This window comes from Methylobacterium sp. J-030 (assembly GCF_022829545.1).
Taxonomy (GTDB): Bacteria; Pseudomonadota; Alphaproteobacteria; order Rhizobiales; family Beijerinckiaceae; genus Methylobacterium.
In genome coordinates this window covers 1-17494 of the sequence record NZ_JAKSYM010000246.1, presented here as the reverse complement: position 1 = coordinate 17494, position 17494 = coordinate 1, and the positions used below count along the sequence as shown (strand labels likewise).

The following is a 17494-nucleotide window of genomic DNA, read 5'->3' as shown; positions in this document are numbered from 1 at the left end:
GCATCAGCGTCGACGTGGAATGGTGTGGCGGAATCGCTGTTCGGACCGTGTGGAGGCCCTCAGTCGATCCGCCGGCGGGCCGTCTCCGGTGCCGCGAAGGTCGCCGCGAGCGTCACGCAGGCGAGCGCGATCAGGTAGACGGAGATCGGCCACGTCGCCCCGCCGCTCCAGGTCAGCAAGGCTGCGGCGATCAGCGGGGTGAAGCCACCGCTCAGCGCCGCGCCCACCTGGAAACCGAGCGAGGCGCCGGTGTATCGCAAGCGGGCATCGAACAGTTCGGACATCCACGCGGCCCCGGTCCCGAACATGATGCCCTGCCCGAAGCTCAGGGCCACCGCGACGGTCAGGGTGATGATCGTCGGATCGCGCGTGTCGAGGAGCCTGAACATCGGGAACGCGAAGGCGATCGAGAACAGGCAGGCGGCGATGAACAGCGTCTTGCGCCCGTAGCGGTCGGACAGATAGCCGAAGACCGGGATCGTGAAGAGTTCGATGAATGCGGCCACGAGGATGCCGTTCAGGATCACCCCGCGTGACAGACCGAGCTGACCGGTGACGTAGGAGATCGAGAACACCGTCACGACGCTCACGTAGGCGATCTCGGAGACCTTCAGCCCGACGGCCTTCAGGAACATCCCGGGATGCGCAGTGAGGATCTCCATGGCCGGCAGCCGCGCCGTCACGGCCTGCTCCTTGATCCGCCGGAACGCGGGCGTTTCATGGAGCCGCAGGCGGATGAACAGGCCGACCCCGACAAGGGGTGCGCTTGCCAGGAACGGGATGCGCCAGCCCCACGACAGGAACGCCGCCTCGGGCATCAGGCCGGTCAGCGCGAATGCGCCGATCGAGAGGATCACGCCGATCGGATAGCCGAGCTGGACGACGCTTCCGAAGAACCCGCGCCGCTCCGCCGGCACGCTCTCCACCACCATCAGCACGGCTCCACCCCACTCGCCGCCGATGCCGATCCCCTGGACGAGGCGCAGGGCCACGAGCAGGACCGGCGCGAGGATGCCGACCTGCCCGTAGGTCGGCAGACACCCGATCAGGAAGGTGCCGAGCCCCATGATCATCAGCGTCAGCGACAGCATGGCCTTGCGCCCGATCCTGTCGCCGAAATGGCCGAAGACAGCACCGCCGAGCGGGCGCGCGAGGAACCCGACCGCGTAGGAGCCGAATGCCGCGATGGTGCCGACCGCGGGGTCGATGCTGGGGAAGAACAGCTTGTTGAAGACGAGCGCGCTGGCCGTGCCGTAGATCAGGAAATCATACCATTCGACGGTGGTGCCGATGACGCTCGACCAGACGATCTGGCGTCTGTCCGCGAGCGCCAGCGCATCCGGCTCGGCGATGCGTGTCGTATCCAGCGGCACTGCGGTATCGAGCATCGGTGGCTATCCATTTTTCGAGATGAATTTCCACTCAGCGAGATACAAGCGGCATGCCAATCGGGGTGCCGGCCGCAGGGGTGCTCCCGCGCGACCTATGCTAAGCACGCCGCGATCAGCTTCGGGCGCTCAGGGATGACGCGTCAGCCGGAGGGCCGGGACGAAACGCGCATGACGGTCACGACAGAGATACGACGTGTCCAGATCGAGGCCGAGGCACGCTCTCAGATCCAGGTTCTCGCCGAGGAGCTTCGGCGCAGGCGGAAGGAGCGCGACCTCTCCCTCGAAGCCCTGGCGGCGCTGTCGGGCGTCAGCCGCTCGATGATCTCGAAGATCGAGCGGGGCGAGGCGGTCCCGTCGACGGCGGTCCTCTCGCGTCTCGCCGAAGCGCTGGGCGTGACCTTCTCCCGGCTGATGGCGCCGGCCACCGAACTCGAAGTTCTGCTGATTCCGGCTTCACGCCAGCCGGTGTTGCGCGATGAGGCTTCGGGCTTCCTGCGCCGCTGCCTCTCTCCGGTCTTGCCCGGACGCGGGATCGACTGGGTGCTCAACACGCTCCCGCCCGGCGCCACCACGGGCGAGTTCGTGGCCCATCGCCGGGGCGTGTCGGAATACATCTTCGTGCTGAAGGGGCGCCTGCGCGCTACGATCGGGGACCGCGCGGTCGTCGTCGAGGAGGGCGACAGCCTGTATTTCGAGGCCGATGCCGGGCACGCCTTCACCAATCTCGGGGGGGAAGCGTGCCAGTATTTCCTCGTCATCGACGCGACGCGACTGCGGTGAGCCGCCGCCGCACGGCGCCGCGGCGGACGTTCGGCACCGAGACCGTGGGACCGGGCCGTACGCGACAGGCGCGTCAGAGCACCTGCGACAGGAACCGCCGGGTGCGCTCGTCCTGGGCGGAGGCGAAGAAGGTCGCGGGCGGCCCGTGCTCGACGATCACGCCGCGGTCGGTGAAGTAGATGTGGTCTGCGACGTCGCGGGCGAAGTTCATCTCGTGCGTGACGAGCATGCAGGTCATGCCCTCCTCGGCGAGTTCCCGGATCGTCACCAGCACCTCCTTGACCGTCTCCGGATCGAGGGCGGCGGTGACCTCGTCGAACAGCATCACGTCGGGCCGCATCGCCAGCGAGCGGGCGATGGCCACGCGCTGCTGCTGGCCGCCCGACAACTCGCCGGGATAGGCGTCCTCCTTGCCGGCCAGACGGACCTTGGCGAGCAGGGCCCGCGCCCGGGCCTCGACCTCGCGCCGCTCCTGCCCGAGGACGTGGATCGGCGCCATCATCACGTTCTGCAACGCGGTCTTGTGCGGGAACAGATTGTACTGCTGGAACACCATGCCGACCTTGCGGCGCAGCGCCAGCTTGTCGAGCCGCGGATCGGTCACCTCGATCCCCTCGACCTGGATCGAGCCGGCGCTGACCGGCACCAGGGCGTTGACGCAGCGGATCAGCGTCGACTTGCCCGAACCCGAGGGGCCGATGATGCAGACCACTTCGCCCTTGCGGACAGCGAGGCTGATCCCCTTCAGCACCTCGAACGTCCCGAACGACTTGTGCACATCGGCGAGGCGGACGATCGGTTGATCGGGGGTCCAGGTCGAGGACGGGGTGGCGGCCGGGGTCGCGCGCGTCATGGTCTCAGCGGGTCTCGAAGCGGCGTTCCAGGGCGGCGGTGAACCGGTCGATCGGGTAGCAGTAGAGAAAGAAGCAGAGCAGCGCGAAGCCGTAGAGCGGGGCGAACAGCTCGGAGCGGCCGCCCTCGGCGGCGTGCACCTGCGCGGTCAGCGTCAGCATCTCGGTGACGCCCACGATGGAGGCCTGCACGGTCGCCATCGCGATGAGCGCGTAGACGTTCATCCAGGGCGGCAGCATCCGCTTCGCGCACTGGGGCAGGATGATGCGCCACATCGTCTGACGCCGGGTGAAGGCCAAGGACTCGGCCGCCTCCCACTGGGTGTTCGGCACCGAGCGCACCGCGCCGCGGACGATCTCGGCGACGTTGGCCATGACCGGCAGGCTGAAGCCGAAGGTCGCCTTGACCCAGTCGGGCAGCGGCACCCGGACGCCGAACACCGTGATCTGGAACGGTACCAGGAACATCACGAAGAACAGCAGCACCAGCCAGGGGACGTTGCGGAAGACCTGCGTGACGCACCACGCGAGTCGGGGCAGGACGCGCCCCTCCGCCAGCATGGCGAGCCCAAGCCCGATGCCGGCCCCCGTCCCGATCGCCATCGCCATCAGCGAGATCGCCACGTTGAAGGCGAAGCCGGTGAGCAGGAGGGGCGCCCACTTGATCACGACCGCGAGCGGCGACGGCGCGGCGGCCCCGCCCTGTGCCCAGGCCGGGAGGGAGACGAGGGCGAGCCCGGCGAGCAGCCAGAGGTGGACCGGGCGCAGGCGCGCCGCGCGCGCCTGCGGGCGCACGAAGGGCAGGAGGACCGGCAGGGCGCCGGTGCGCACGTCCCCCGTGCCGCTTCGATCCGGGACGCTCATCGTCCGTATCCCGGGATGCGCAGGGCGCGTTCCCAGCGGTGCATGATCCAGACGAGCACGCCGACGAGGACCGCGTAGGTCGCCAGCAGCACCAGCATCATCTCCAGGACGTTCTGCGACTCGGACCAGATCTGCTTGACTGCGTACAAGGTCTCCGGGACCGCGATGGCGTAGGCCAGCGTCGTGGTCTTTAGGAGGTTGATCAGGTTGTTGTTCAGCGCCGGCAGGCAGACCCGCAGGGCCAGCGGCAGGACGACGTGCCGGTAGGCCTTGAAGCGGGTGTAGCCCAGGGCCTCGGCGGCCTCGATCGTGGTCCGCGGCACGGCCTCGATGCCGGAGCGGAAGATCTCGACGTTGAACGCGCCCGCGAACAGCGACAGCGCGATGATCGCCCACTGGACATTGTCGAGGATCGGGACGCGCAGGCCGTCCGCCGCGCGGATGTCCGGAAGCAGCGTCCCGAGGCCGAAGTAGAAGAAGAAGATCTGGACGAGCGGCGGCGTATTGCGGAACACCACCACGAAGCCGTTGACCAGCGCCCGCAGGACGCGGGACGGCCCGCTCTGCAGGAGCGCCCCGACGGCGCCGATGACGAGGCTCATCAGGATCGTGCTGATCCCGAGAAACAGCGTCATCCGCAGGCCGGCCACGTACCGGTCCCAATCGTAGGGATCGTAGAAGATCGTGAAGTTGAAGCCCGTGGTCTCGTAGAGCTGCTGGAACCACGCCTGGATCGTGGCGATCATCGCGGGCGAACGCTCGGAGCCGTCGTGCGGGACCGCATCAGTTGGTCGCGTTCTTGTACTTCTCGTGCATCGCCTTCGAGTAGGCGGTCGGCTCGATGCCCCACTTCTTCTCCTCGTTGACGATGAGGCCGGTCTTCATCCAGTCCTTGGTCGCGTCCTCGACCATGCTTTGCAGCGTGGTGTTGCCCTGCGCCACGGCCATCATCCACGGGGCGTCGAGGATGCCCTTGAGCGGCAGCGCGTAATTGGCCTTCCACTCGTCGTCGAGCAGCTTACCCTGCAGCATGCTCTGGTCGTAGACATAGCCGATGCAGTTGCCCTGCTTAAGCGCGAAGAGCGGCTTCTCGGACCCGTCGAAGGCGACGATCTCCGCCCCGTAGGTCCGCGCGACGTCCTTGTTGTACCAGGCCCCCGAGGTGGCGCAGAGCGGCTTGCCCTTGAGCTGCGCCCAGTCGGTGATGCCGGACGACTTGGGCAGCAGGACGTTCACGAAGTCGGAATAGTAGTTCGGGTCGATCGCCTGCACGACGCGGCGGCGCTCGGGCTTGTCCGAGAGGGTGGCGATCAGCAGATCGACCTTACCCTGCTGCAGGAACTCGATCCGGTTGGCCGAGACGACCGGCACGAGCTCGAGCTTCACGCCCAGCCGCTTGGCGAGGTCGGCGGCGAGATCGGGTTCGAGGCCGATGATCGTCCCGCTCGGGTCGCGGAAGCCGAACGGCTTGTAGTCCGCCTTCACGCCGACGATCAGCGTCCCGCGCGCCTTGATCGCGTCGACGCCGTCGGCGGCCGCGGCCCGGCCGGGCAGCGCGACGGCCGAGAGTGCCGCGAGCGCGGTCATCGCCCCGGTGGTCAGAAGGGTGCGGGTCGTGAGGCGCATCGGATCTTTCCTGCTGGGATCGACGGATCTTGGCACGGTTTCAAGCAATCCACGAGCCATTGGCCGGCGCATTACCCGAAACGTGCCAAGGCAAAGGGCCTGAGATCGACCGTGCAGCCGGTCCCGGTCAGTTCCGCCGCAACGGCTTCGCCGATGCCGGCCGAGTGCTTGAAGCCGTGCCCCGAGCAGGCGGAGACGACCAGGACCCGCTCCATCGCCGGATGCCGGTCGATGATGAAGCCGCGGTCGGGGGTCACCGTGTAGACGCAGGCGGCGGCCCGGACGACCTCCGGGGTCGTACCGGCCAGCCGGTTCGCGACGCGCAGCCGGTACATCGCGTCGGATTCGGACGGCTCGACGCGGCGCTCCACCCCGTCGGCGGTGGTGGTGGTGCTGTACTGCTCCGTCGCGACCTTGATGGAACCGTCGAGCGGCGGGAAGCCGTAGAGGTATTCCGTGTCGCTCGTCCCGTACATCCAGATGAAGACCGGCGAGTGCGGCCCGTAGGCGGTCTCATCCGCCAGCGCGTACCAGTGCAGGAGCTGCCGACGGACGGTCAGCAGCCGGTCGAACGGGCCCCCGAGGAGCGGAGCCGTCCAGGCGCCCGCGGCCACCACGGCGCGGTCGGCCAGGATGATCCCCGCCGTCGTCTCGATGCGGAGGCCGCTCGCGTCCTGCTGAAGCCCGACAACCTGGCAGTTCGTGCGAATTTCGGCACCCGCTGCGGCCGCGCGGCCGAGCTGCGCCGCGAGGCAGCGTTCCGGAAACACGTAACCGCCGCCCGGCTCGTAATAGGCCTTCTCGTCGCCCGCGAGGTTGAGGAATTGCGGGAACCGGCGGGCCACCTCCGCACCGTCGAGCACCTCGTGGACGATGCCGGCCCCCTCCGCGGCGCTGATGGAGCGTCCGACGAAGTCCGGCTTGCCGTGATGCGAGGAGACACCATGGCCCGGCGCCATGACGAGGGCCCCGCAGGCGTTCAGCAGGGTTTCGCCCGTCTCAGCCTCCAGCGCGCGCCAGATCCGATGCGAGGCGGTGACGAAGGGGACATAGTCGGCGCCCTCGCCGACAGCCTGCCGGGTGATCCGCGTCTCGCCGTGGCTGGACCCGAACGGGTGGGGCGGCGCGAAACGATCGAGCCCGATGACCGCGGCCCCTCGCTTCGCCAGTTGGTCGAGCGCGGCGCTGCCCATCGCGCCGAGCCCGAGGACGGCGACATCGAACCGGCGGCTCATCGCCGAGGCTCCGGCACGGCGCCGGGGCGCAGCGCCACAGCATCGCGGAACGGGGGCAGATCGGCAGATCGAGGCATCCGGAGGCGGTCTCGCGCGGCACGGGAGGACGGCATGCAGAATGAGGTACGCCACGCCAGACGTTTGACTGAGACGGACGATGTCTTGCACATGTGAGACATGGGGCAGCGCGGAGCGCGGGCGGAATGGATGCCGGGGACGGGGACCAGCCGCAGGAGATCGGCTTCATCCTCGTGCCCGGTTTCGCGCTGATGTCCTTCGCGTCGGGCTGCGAGCCGTTCCGTGCGGCCAACGATCTCGCCGGGCGGCCGCTCTACCGGCTGCGCTATTTCGGCGAGGCGGAGGGCCGGGTGGCTGCCTCGTCGGGTGCCGAGATTCCCACCGAGGCGCTGCCGCGCCTGCGCGGCCATCTCCACACCCTCTTCGTCTGCGCGGGCGGCGAGCCGACCGGATGGGACAGGCCCGAGATCCACGCAGCCCTACGGCGAATGTCTCGGCTCGGCGTCCGCATCGGCGGCATCTCGGGCGGTCCCTACCTGATGGCTGCGGCGGGCCTGCTGACCGATCGCGCCTTCACGCTCCATTGGGAATATGCCGGCGCCACGGTCGAAACCTTCCCGGAGGCGCGCCTGAGCCCGGCGCGCTACGTTGCCGACGGCGATCGGCTGTCCTGCGGCGGCGGCGTCGCGCCCCTGGAGATGGCCCACGCCCTGATCGCCGAGCGCATGGGTGAGGCCTTCGCACGCCGCGTCTCCGACTGGTTCCTCCACACCGCCATCGGCGCCGCCGACGACCCGCAGCGGGCCTGCGCGGCCGAGCGCTACGGGATCCACCATCCGGCCCTGCTGGCGGTGCTCGAAACGATGGAGAAGACGGTGGAGGCGCCGCTCGGTCGCCTGGCCATGGCGCGCCTGGCTTCGATCAGCCCGCGCCACCTCGACCGGCTGTTCCTCGGCAAGCTCGGCCTGAGCTTCTCGGCCCAGTACAGGGCCATCCGCCTCGCCCATGGCCGTCGCCTGCTCCGGCAAAGCCCGCTCAGGATCGGGGAGATCGCGACGGCCTGCGGCTTCGCGAGCGCGGCGCATTTCTCGCGCCGCTATCGATCCGAGTTCGGCTGCAGCCCATCCGCGGAGCGCGGTACGGCCACGGACAAGGCCGCGCGATCGACATAGCTGATCAGGCCGGAGCGCCATGCGGCCATAATCTCCATCGTCGACGACAGGTCGGAACCCGTCAAACCGCCGAATGGCAGCACCACGCTCGCATGGCCGGCCTTCGCATCGGTCGGCGCACGGCCGCCCGCGTCGAGGGCCCAGCCGGGCGGGATCGGCGCGCCGCGCTGCATCGGGCGCAGCACCTTCCCCCAGGCCACCACGGACAGGGCGATATGCTGCGGACCCTGGTCGCCAAGGTCGGCCCGCGGGGAACGCCCGCCACAGGTCGAACCGTATCGACAGGCTCTCCGTCCGTGCGAAAGCTGGCACCGCGTTTCGATGCCACGGCCCGCGCGGCGTGGAGGGCGTCATCGGTGGTGAGGGGTGATGGAGCGGATCGACGTCCTGGGTCTTCAGGCCTTCCTCAGCATCGCCAACTGGGGGAGCTTCAACCGGGCTGCGGCCAGCCTCAGCCTGTCGCAGGCGGCGCTGAGCCATCGTCTGAAGAAGCTGGAGGACGAACTCGGCGTCAGGCTGGTCGCCCGGACGACGCGGCAGGTGACGCTGACGCCCGCCGGCGTCGAGCTCCTGCCCAGCGCGCAACGCATCGTCGAGGAACTCTGCCAGGTCTTCGGAACGCTGCGGCGGCAGGGCCGCGAGAGCCAGGACATCGTCCGGTTCGGTTGCCTGCCGACGATCGCTGGACACCATCTGCCGATCATCCTGCAGCGTTTCAGCGCCGCCCACCCGAGCGTTCTGGTTCGCGTCCTCGATCAATCGGCCACCGCGATCATCGAGCGCGTGCGGGCGGGCGAAGCCGAGTTCGGCATCACCATCATGTCCGCCCAACACTATGACCTCGACATCACGCCCATCCACCAGGAAGCCTTCGTGCTGGTGTGCCGGGTCGATCACGCCCTCGCCGATGCGAAGGTGGTGACCTGGGCCGAGCTGTATCGGGAGGTGCTGATCAAGATCGGGGAGCAATCCGGCAACAACCTCCTCATCGCGGCGGGGCTCGGGGGACGCTACGCCGATGTGCCTTGGACCTACGAGGTGCATCGCGTCGCCACCGCAATCGGCATGGTGCGCGGGGGCTTGGGCATGACCGTCGTGCCGCGCCTGGCCGTCCAGGCCGCCGACGAGGGGACGATCGTCGCCGTGCCCCTCAGGGCGCCGAGCATCGCGCGGACGATCGGCATCGTGACGCGCCGTGGCCATAGCCTGTCGCCCATGGCGCAAAGCATGGCCCGGATGATCCAGGTGTACTTCGATGCGCTGTGAGCGGGACGACGCAGGACCGACCGGGGCGCTTCAGGGGCAAACGGTCGGAAAGCGTCGGATCACCATCGTTCAAAAATCTGCATCAATGGCGTCAATCTATTCATTTGTTTGCGGCCTCCGACGGCGATAGCCCTGGAGGCACACGGGTGCGCGCCGGAGGCGACCCCCTGCCGGGAGGAATGGACATGGCGAGCGCAGCGCGATCGGGCCTCGTCGTGACAGCCCACCCGGGCGACTTCGTCTGGCGCGCTGGCGGCGCCATCGCCCTGCACGCGTCCAAGGGCTACCGGATGAAGATCGTCTGCCTGTCGTTCGGCGAGCGCGGCGAGAGCCAATGGGCCTGGAAGCGGGCAGGGGTCCGCCTGGAGGACGTGAAGGCGCAGCGCCGTGCCGAGGCCGAGGAGGCGGCCGCCATCCTCGGCGCCACGATCGAGTTCCTCGACGTCGGAGACTATCCCCTGCGCGTCGGCGAAGCCGTGCTCGACCGCCTTGTCGACGTCTACCGGGAAGAGCGTCCGGCCTTCGTGCTGACCCACGCCCTCGAGGATCCCTACAACTTCGACCATCCGGTCGCCGCCCACGTGGCGCAGGAGGCCCGCGTGATCGCCCAGGCGGCCGGACACAAGCCCGACCCGGAGCGCAGCTACGCCGCGCCGCCCGTGTTCCTGTTCGAGCCGCACCAGCCGGAGCAGTGCAACTTCAAGCCCCAGGTCATCCTGAACATCGATGCCGTGTGGGAGACGAAAGTCCGCGCGTTCCACGTGCTCGCCGCGCAGAAGCATCTCTGGGACTACTACACCCGCGTCGCCCTGAACCGCGGCGTTCAGGGCGGCCGCAACTCCGGGACGGCGATGACCTACGGCGAGGCCTATCAGCGCCTCTTCCCGATGACGCTGGAGGAACTGGCATGAGGAATGTCGTTCTTCGCAACATCCCCCGCATCGCTCCGGCCGTCGCCGCGACCCTGGCCGGACACGGCGTCTCCACGGTCCACGAGGCGCAGGGCCGCACCGGCCTCCTGAAGACCTACCTGCGCCCGATCTGGGACGGCGCGGCGATCGCCGGCAGCGCCGTGACCGTACTGGCGCAGCCCAGCGACAACTGGATGCTGCACGTGGCCATCGAGCAGTGCGGTCCCGGCGACGTCCTGGTCGTGGCCTGCACCACCGACAACACCGATGGCATGTTCGGCGACCTGCTGGCGACTTCGCTCAAGGCACGCGGCGGCGTGGGCCTGGTGATCGATGCGGGCTGCCGCGACGTGCGCACGCTGAAGGAGATGGGCTTCCCGGTGTGGTCGCGGGCGATCTCGGCCAAGGGCACGGTCAAGGCGACGCTCGGCAGCGTCAACATCCCGGTGGTCTGTGCCGGGGCCCTCGTCCGGCCCGGCGACGCGATCGTGGCGGACGACGACGGCGTCGTGGTCGTGCCCCATGCCGACGCCGAATCCATTGCCGCGAAGGCGGATGCGCGGGCGGCGAGCGAGGTCGCCAAGCGCGCCCGTCTCGCGGCCGGCGAACTCGGCCTCGATCTCTACGGGATGCGCCCGGCGCTGGCCGCCGCGGGCCTCGAATACCGCGACGACCCACTGGACTGACGCACCCGTCACGGCTGAAGCCGGCAGACCGCCCGCGAAGAGGCGGCACCGGCCAAACCGCGCATCCCGCCGGGCGACCGGCCAGGCGGCGACCGCGCCCTGAAGCAGGCTTCGCAAAAGCAACCACCGGTTTTGCGATGAAAACCTGCGGCACACCAAGGACCTAAGCGGATGAAGCGGTGGCCTGCCCCTGCAAGTCTGCGCAGGGCCGGAGGAAACGCATCATGATGAAGCTCGGCTGGTACCACACGCTCGATCAGACCGAGCGCCGAACCTACTGGGCCTGCTTTGCCGGGTTCGGCCTTGATGCCATGGACACGACGATCTACGCGCTCGTCATCCCGGCCCTGATCGCGACATTGGGCCTGACCCAGGCCGAAGCCGGCTATCTGGCCACGGCCTCCCTCGCCGGGGCCGCGGTCGGTGGCTGGGCCGCCGGCATCCTGGCGGACCGCATCGGCCGGGTCAGGATCCTGCAATTGACCATCCTGATGGTCGCCGGCTTCACCTGCCTGGCGGCGTTCATGAACGCCTTCTGGTCGCTCGCCCTCGTGCGATTCCTTCAGGGTCTCGGCTACGGGGGCGAGGCCGCGGTCGGCGGCGTCCTGATCAGCGAGGTGATCCGGCCGTCCCTGCGCGGGCGGGTCGCGGCCTCCGTTCAGAGCAGCTACGCGGTCGGATACGCGATCTCGGTCGGCCTGCTGCCGGTCATCGCCGCCTCGTTTTCCGAGGCGATGGGCTGGCGGGTCTTCTTCGCCCTCGGCATCATCCCGGCCGGGCTCGTGTTCTTCATCCGCCGGCTCGTGCCAGAATCCGGCATCTACGCCGAGGCGAAGGCAGCGCGGCGCGACGGCGCCGTGCCGCCGCCGTTCTGGACGATCTTCACCGGCCGGCACCTGCGCCGCACAGCGGCCGCCGCGATCATGTCGACCGGTATCTTCGGCGGCGCCTACGTGATGATCACGTGGCTGCCGACCTACCTGCGCACGGCGCTCGGCCTCTCGATCAAGTCGAGCACGGGCTATCTGGCGATGAATATCCTCGGCTCCCTGGTCGGTCCGCTTCTCTACGGCTGGCTGTCGGACCGGATCGGGCGCCGCAAGGCCTTCATGACCTTCCTCGTGCTGCAGTCCGGCAATGTCGGGATCCTGCTGCTCGCGCCGATCGGCCTCGGCACGACGATCGTTCTGAGCTTCTTCCTCGGCGCGTTTCAGGGTGCCCTGGCGTCGGGCATGCTGCCGACCTTCGCGGAGCTGTTTCCCACCTCGATCCGGGCGAGCGGCCAAGGTTTCTGCCTCGGCGGTGGCCGCGGCTTCGGCTCGGTCGTGCCCGCCACCGTCGGCATCTTGTCGGCGAGCCTGCCCCTCGGGACGGCGATGGGACTCTGTGCTCTCTGTGCCTACGGGGTCGCCTTCTGTGCGGCGCTGCTCATGCCCGAGACGGCCGGGGTCGACCTCCACGAGCAGGGCTCCGGCCAGACGGCGGCAATCGGTCAAGGCGAACGGCCGGCGGGCGTCGTGTCGGCGTAGGTAGGCAACGACCGGGTTTCCGGTCCCGATGGTGCTCGGGCCTGCGGGAGCAGGCAAGCGATGCCGATGGCCGATCGCGATCGAGCCCGCGAAGGCAGGTCGCCCCGTCCTGTGGCGCATGCGGAACGGGCCGCAGGCCGCGGCGGTGGACCGCGCGCTCGGTCTGGAATCCATCCTGCCGTGGTCTGCCCGTGCCGCGGCGATCGGCCATGGTCGAGCGGTGCCGGTATCGGCCGAGCGGGGGCCGATCGAGTCCCGAACCGCCGCGGGTGGCCTGCCCGGCCTCGTGGTCGACGCCCCGGTGGCCGGGACGCCCGACGATGTCGCCCGCGTCCCGGTCCCGGTATCGGTCTAGGTCCAGGGACGCCGCGTGGTGCTGGACGCGGAGCGGATCGTCGTCCGGCGCGAGGCGGCGGAGATCGGCCGGATCCATCTCCACGTCCCCCGGACCGGCTTCGCGGTATCGGCCCGTCCGAAGGGCCCGGCTTCAGGCGTTGTCGCCCCGGATCGCCGCGATCACGGCATCGGTGACCTGCCGGGTGGTGGCCGTGCCGCCGAGATCCGGCGTGTGCAGCGTCGGATCCGCGGTTACGCGTTCGACCGCGCGCATCAGCCGGTCGGCGGCCGGCGTCTCGCCGAGGTGCTCGAGCATCTGGCACGCCGTCCAGAAGGTCGCCACCGGGTTGGCGATGCCCTTGCCGGTGATGTCGAAGGCCGAGCCGTGGATCGGCTCGAACATCGACGGGTAAGTGCGCTCGGGATTGATGTTCGCGGTCGGCGCGATGCCGAGCGAGCCCGCCAGCGCCGCCGCGAGGTCCGAGAGGATGTCGGCGTGGAGGTTCGTCGCCACGATCGTGTCGAGGGTCTCGGGCTTCATCACCATCCGCATGGTCATGGCGTCGACCAGCATCTTGTCCCAGGTGACGTCGGGAAAGTCCTTGGCGACCTCGGCGGCGATCTCGTCCCACATCACCATGGCGTGACGCTGGGCGTTCGACTTGGTCACCACGGTGAGCAGCTTGCGCGGTCGCGAACGGGCGAGCTGGAACGCGTAGCGGATGATCCGGTCGACGCCGGAGCGGGTCATCATCGAGACGTCGGTGGCGACCTCGTTGGGATGGCCCTGGTGGACCCGGCCTCCGACGCCGGCATACTCGCCCTCCGAGTTCTCGCGCACGATCACCCAGTCGAGTTCCGGCCCCGAGACGTGGCGCAGCGGGCTGGTGATGCCCGGCAGGATGCGGGTCGGCCGGACGTTGGCGTACTGGTCGAAGGGCTGGCAGATCGCGAGACGCAGGCCCCAGAGGGTGATGTGGTCGGGCACGTCCGGCGCGCCGACCGCCCCGAAGAAGATCGCGTCGTGGTTCCGGATCTGGTCGCGGCCGTCAGGCGGCATCATGACGCCGTGCGTCTTGTAGTAGTCCGAGCCCCAGTCGAAATGGTCGAACCGGAACCGGAAGCTGCCGGTCTTCTCGGCCAGCGCGTCGAGCACCTCGATGCCGGCGGCGATGACCTCGACGCCGATGCCGTCCGCCGGGATGGCCGCGATGGTGTAGGTCTTCATGGTGGGTCTCCGAGGGAAAGAGATTAGCGCAGGGCGACGCGGGCCGTCCCGGCACGGCGCCCGGCCCGGGCGACGACGAGGGTCAGGATCGCGGAGATCAGGAGGAGGCCTGCCACGAACATCAGGCCGCCCGCGAAGCTGCCGGTCCGATCCTTGATCCAGCCGATCATCCAGGGGCCGACGAAGCCGCCGAGATTGCCGACCGCGTTGATGGTCGCGGTGCCGACCGCCGCGGCCGGGCCGGACAGGAACAGCGTCGGCATCGCCCAGAGGGGCGGTTTGGCGGCGCTGATCCCGACATTGACGAGGCTCAAAGCGGCGATGACTGCCACCACCGAGGCGGCGGCGCCGGCGAGCATCAGGCCGATCGACGCGGCGAGGCAGGCGATCACCACGTGCCACGTGCGCTCGCCGGTCCGATCGGAATGGCGCGCCCAGAGGATCATCGCCACCACGGCGACGGTCGGCGGCACCGCGTTGAGCAGGCCGACCGTCATGGTCGACAGGCCCAGGGCCTTGATGATCTGCGGCGCCCAGATGCCGAGGGTGTAGAGGCCCGCGGACGTGCCGAAATAGACGAGGGCGAGCGCCAGCACGCGCAGATCAGTCAGGCCGCTCAGCAGGCTATGGCGGGCCTCGACACGCCGTCCGGCCCGTTCCGCCTCCATCTCGGCCACGAGCCAGGCCCGCTGCTCGTCGGCGAGCCACGTCGCCTTCTCAGGCCGGTCGGTCAGATAGACCAGCACGACGAAGCCGAGGATCACCGCGGGGACCGCCTCGATCAGGAACATCCACTGCCAGCCGTGTAGGCCCAGGACGCCCTCCATCTCGAGGATCGCGCTCGACAGGGGCGAGCCCAGCAGCACCGAGATCGGCGCCGCCGCCATGAACAAAGACACCACCGCGGCCCGGTAGCGGATAGGAAACCAGTAGCCGAGATAGAGAATGATGCCGGGAAAGAAGCCGGCCTCGGCAGCGCCGAGCAGGAAGCGCAGCGCGTAGAAGCTCGTCTCGCCCCGGATGAACGCGAAGGCACCGGAGATGAGCCCCCAGGTGATCATCACACGGGCGATCCACAGCCTTGCGCCGACCCGGTCCAGGACGATGTTCGATGGGATCTCGAACAGGAAGTAGCCGAAGAAGAATACCCCCGCGCCGAAGCCGAAGATGGTCGCGGAGAACCCGAGATCCTTGTTCATCGTCAGGGCCGCGAAGCCGATGTTCACGCGGTCGATGAAGGCGATGAAGTACAGGAGGCAGATGAACGGGATGAGACGCCAGGCGACCCGGCGCATGGTGGCCTGCTCGAGCGAGCGCTCCATCGTGTCCTCCCGTGCCGGATCGGCGGTCTTTTGCGCGCCATCTTCCATGCAAGCTTGGATACGGGTAGATCCGGTGTCGCGGCGTGTCAACGGCGGTTCCGCGGCCGGGCCGGACGCTGTAAGGCCGGCGGGCGAGGGGGAGACGGTCGATGGCGCGGGCGCGGCCCAGGGGAGATCCGGGAACGCCGGGCGCCGCGGAGAGCGAGAAGCGCGGCTCCCTGGTCGATGATGCCTATGCGGCGATGCGCAGCGCGATCCGCGAGGCCAGCTTCGCGCCGGGCTATCAGGCCTCGGAGCAGGAGATCGCCCTGCGGCTCGGGATGAGCCGCACGCCGGTCCACGAGGCGGCGATCCGGCTGCAGGAGGATGGCCTCGTGCGCGTCCTGCCGCGCAAGGGCATCCTGATCCTGGCCCTGGCGCCGGACGACATGCGCGAGATCTACGACGTCGTCATCGCGATGGACGGGCGGGCCGCTGAGCTGGTGGCGGCACTCCCGGACGACGAACGTCTGGCCGCCGCGCAGGCCCTCGACGCCCACACCGAGGCGATGGCGGCGGCGCATGCCTCCGGCGACCTGCCGGGCTGGGGCCTGGCCGACGCGGCGTTCCATGCGGCGCTGATCGCGCAGGCCCGGAACGGACGGATGAGCCGCATCGTGCAGGCCATCAACGACCAGTCGCACCGGGCGCGGATGCTGACGCTGACCCTCCGCCCACGCCTGGACGCCTCGATCGCGGAGCACCGACGGATCGCGCAGGCGATCCGCGCGGGGACGGCCGACGCCGCCCTCGACGCCGCGCGCCAGCATCGCATGAGAGCCCGGGACGAACTCCTGCCGCTGCTGGATCGCTGCGGGCTCAAGCACCTGTAGCGGACCGCGGCCGAGGCTGGAGCGCTCTCCGCCGAAAGGGTGGTTCGACTCAAGAGAGCGCGTCGAACCAAGACCTGGAGCCATGCGCGACGGCAACGCGCACGGTACACGACAGCGCTCGCGGGCAAGGCGATCGGGCGCGGCTCTAATGCAGCCGTGGAGATCCGAAGCGCCGTGCCGCCCAGGGGAGGCGGCGCCAGCCCCGCTTGCGCCCGAACGACCGGCGCGGATCGGGCGGAGCCGGCTCCGTGTCCCGCCCGACCATCCTCGGCCCGTGGGCCGCGCCGATCGCCACCAGGGCCGCGACGGCGATCAAGGCAATCAAGGTCGCACCCCAGAACAGATTCTCGAACATCGCGCACGCCCCGCCCGAGTGTATTCACCCTGTCGGTCTCAGACATCGGGCGAATGCAGATAAACTAAACCATTACGGCCAATCTGCACACGCAAAACTATCTTCGACTTCGGGCTGTGGATATCGGCGATACATTCGCGCCAAACCTCCGGAGCCCGTCTCGGCCGTCGGTCCTCGGCTCGTCGTCGAAGATCCGCCCACGGCGCCATACCCGCACCGGTCTCGGGCCTCGAGGCGCGGCAGAGACATGTTCAGCCCCGAAACCGCGAATGCCACGCGCGCCGTCCGATGCCGCGAATCGCGACCCGCAGCGGTGAAGAATAGTTCCGGACCGTTGGCCGAGATGCAGCATTCCCCGGTCAGAGGCTCCTTTTGTTTCTGGATTGTCGGATACATTTCGAAATGTTTCGTGTATTTTCCAGCTACTTTGTTTCTGAGTACGGTAATTCGTGGCACAAAAAACACATATACCGACGCGAATAGCCTCGATGATCCGAATTCTATTGTTCCAGGGCGGCAGCCTGCGCATGATGAAAGTGCACTCAGGTACCGCGCAGCGCGGGCCGGATGAGCCCGCCGCTCAAGACGCGGGACGAATACGTGAAGCGCGGTGAGATCCGGAGAACCGGGCGGTCCGCACCATTGGGTCTCGAAGCTTTGGAGATATCGATGACGCTCTTGAAGGGCTCGCTGCTCGGGTCCGCCGCCGCCTTCGTGGCGGTGGGCGCCGCGCACGCCGCCGACCTGCCGGTCCGGAAGGCCGAACCGGTCGAATACGTCCGCGTCTGTAACGCTTACGGCGCCGGCTTCTTCTACATCCTCGGAACCGACACCTGCCTGCGGATCTCGGGCCGCGCCCGGTTCGAGGGCGGGTACCAGACCAGCTACACCCGTCAGGCCGGCACCAACGCCGGCGACACGTCGGGCTACCAGGGCCGGATGCGCATCAACCTCGATGCCCGCACCCAGACCGCCTACGGCACCCTGCGCGCCTTCGTGCGCCTCGATGCCGGCGCCCGCACCGGCTATTCCGGCGTCGGCACCTCCGGCAC

At 68.9% G+C, this 17494-nt stretch carries 19 protein-coding genes; 9 read left to right on the top strand and 10 right to left on the bottom strand.

The features are described 5' to 3' along the window. Positions 1-59: 59 nt before the first annotated feature. Entirely contained in the window at positions 60-1388 is a 1329-nt protein-coding gene (locus MKK75_RS17795; protein ID WP_244043866.1) for an MFS transporter, read from the bottom strand. A gap of 171 nt (positions 1389-1559) precedes the next feature. Between MKK75_RS17795 and MKK75_RS17790 the strand changes: the two genes are divergently transcribed. Continuing rightward, positions 1560-2171 (top strand): helix-turn-helix domain-containing protein, encoded by a 612-nt coding sequence (locus tag MKK75_RS17790; protein ID WP_244043865.1) that lies wholly within the window; start codon positions 1560-1562, stop codon positions 2169-2171. 73 nt (positions 2172-2244) lie between these two features. On the opposite strand, the gene MKK75_RS17785 is transcribed toward MKK75_RS17790, so the two are convergent. From MKK75_RS17785 to solA, 5 genes are all read right to left on the bottom strand, one after another. Continuing rightward, positions 2245-3024: an amino acid ABC transporter ATP-binding protein gene (locus MKK75_RS17785; protein WP_279593964.1), complete on the bottom strand. Its 780-nt coding sequence runs from the start codon at positions 3022-3024 to the stop codon at positions 2245-2247. 4 nt (positions 3025-3028) lie between these two features. Then, positions 3029-3886, bottom strand: a complete 858-nt coding sequence (locus tag MKK75_RS17780) for an amino acid ABC transporter permease (RefSeq protein WP_244043864.1) — start codon at positions 3884-3886, stop codon at positions 3029-3031. Then, positions 3883-4632, bottom strand: coding sequence for an amino acid ABC transporter permease (locus tag MKK75_RS17775; RefSeq protein WP_244043863.1), 750 nt, complete (start codon positions 4630-4632; stop codon positions 3883-3885). Before MKK75_RS17775 ends, MKK75_RS17780 begins: the two co-directional genes overlap by 4 nt. 37 nt (positions 4633-4669) lie before the next feature. Continuing rightward, positions 4670-5512, bottom strand: a complete 843-nt coding sequence (locus tag MKK75_RS17770) for a transporter substrate-binding domain-containing protein (RefSeq protein ID WP_244043862.1) — start codon at positions 5510-5512, stop codon at positions 4670-4672. Positions 5513-5583: 71 nt separating this feature from the next. Next, entirely contained in the window at positions 5584-6747 is a 1164-nt protein-coding gene (gene solA, locus MKK75_RS17765; RefSeq protein ID WP_244043861.1) for an N-methyl-L-tryptophan oxidase, read from the bottom strand. 203 nt (positions 6748-6950) lie between these two features. Here solA and MKK75_RS17760 point away from each other — a divergent pair, with 203 nt between their 5' ends. Beyond that, positions 6951-7937 carry a GlxA family transcriptional regulator gene (locus tag MKK75_RS17760; RefSeq protein ID WP_244043860.1) on the top strand — a complete coding sequence of 329 codons (987 nt, stop codon included), beginning with the start codon at positions 6951-6953 and terminating at the stop codon, positions 7935-7937. On the opposite strand, the gene MKK75_RS36390 is transcribed toward MKK75_RS17760, so the two are convergent. After that, entirely contained in the window at positions 7862-8140 is a 279-nt protein-coding gene (locus MKK75_RS36390; RefSeq protein ID WP_409567585.1) for an Ldh family oxidoreductase, read from the bottom strand. The genes MKK75_RS17760 and MKK75_RS36390 overlap by 76 nt on opposite strands. Before the next feature lie 166 nt (positions 8141-8306). On the opposite strand from MKK75_RS36390, the gene MKK75_RS17755 reads away from it, so the two are divergent. The 5 genes from MKK75_RS17755 to MKK75_RS17735 all read left to right on the top strand — a co-directional run bounded on the left by MKK75_RS17755 (position 8307) and on the right by MKK75_RS17735 (position 12684). After that, positions 8307-9203, top strand: coding sequence for a LysR family transcriptional regulator (locus MKK75_RS17755; RefSeq protein WP_244043859.1), 897 nt, complete (start codon positions 8307-8309; stop codon positions 9201-9203). A 179-nt stretch (positions 9204-9382) separates the two neighbouring features. Continuing rightward, positions 9383-10114 (top strand): PIG-L deacetylase family protein, encoded by a 732-nt coding sequence (locus MKK75_RS17750; protein ID WP_244043878.1) that lies wholly within the window; start codon positions 9383-9385, stop codon positions 10112-10114. Further along, positions 10111-10800 carry a 4-carboxy-4-hydroxy-2-oxoadipate aldolase/oxaloacetate decarboxylase gene (locus MKK75_RS17745; RefSeq protein ID WP_244043858.1) on the top strand — a complete coding sequence of 230 codons (690 nt, stop codon included), beginning with the start codon at positions 10111-10113 and terminating at the stop codon, positions 10798-10800. Before MKK75_RS17750 ends, MKK75_RS17745 begins: the two co-directional genes overlap by 4 nt. Positions 10801-11024: 224 nt before the next feature. Continuing rightward, positions 11025-12329, top strand: a complete 1305-nt coding sequence (locus MKK75_RS17740) for an MFS transporter (RefSeq protein ID WP_244043857.1) — start codon at positions 11025-11027, stop codon at positions 12327-12329. Positions 12330-12447: 118 nt separating this feature from the next. Next, positions 12448-12684 carry a hypothetical protein gene (locus tag MKK75_RS17735; protein WP_244043856.1) on the top strand — a complete coding sequence of 79 codons (237 nt, stop codon included), beginning with the start codon at positions 12448-12450 and terminating at the stop codon, positions 12682-12684. A 132-nt stretch (positions 12685-12816) separates the two neighbouring features. On the opposite strand, the gene MKK75_RS17730 is transcribed toward MKK75_RS17735, so the two are convergent. Together MKK75_RS17730 and MKK75_RS17725 are read right to left on the bottom strand one after the other, a co-directional pair. Further along, complete coding sequence (locus MKK75_RS17730; RefSeq protein ID WP_244043855.1) at positions 12817-13893, bottom strand: tartrate dehydrogenase; 1077 nt, start codon at positions 13891-13893, stop codon at positions 12817-12819. A gap of 23 nt (positions 13894-13916) precedes the next feature. Beyond that, positions 13917-15215 (bottom strand): MFS transporter, encoded by a 1299-nt coding sequence (locus tag MKK75_RS17725; RefSeq protein ID WP_244043854.1) that lies wholly within the window; start codon positions 15213-15215, stop codon positions 13917-13919. A gap of 149 nt (positions 15216-15364) precedes the next feature. Here MKK75_RS17725 and MKK75_RS17720 point away from each other — a divergent pair, with 149 nt between their 5' ends. Next, positions 15365-16087, top strand: a complete 723-nt coding sequence (locus tag MKK75_RS17720) for a GntR family transcriptional regulator (protein ID WP_244043853.1) — start codon at positions 15365-15367, stop codon at positions 16085-16087. Between the two features lie 145 nt (positions 16088-16232). Here the strand turns inward: MKK75_RS17720 and MKK75_RS17715 are convergent, their stop codons facing one another. Beyond that, on the bottom strand, positions 16233-16442 hold the full coding sequence (locus tag MKK75_RS17715) for a hypothetical protein (RefSeq protein WP_244043852.1): 210 nt from the start codon (positions 16440-16442) through the stop codon (positions 16233-16235). 669 nt (positions 16443-17111) lie between these two features. Here MKK75_RS17715 and MKK75_RS17710 point away from each other — a divergent pair. Next, the coding region (locus MKK75_RS17710) for a porin (RefSeq protein WP_244043851.1) at positions 17112-17494 on the top strand (383 nt) is incomplete at its 3' end.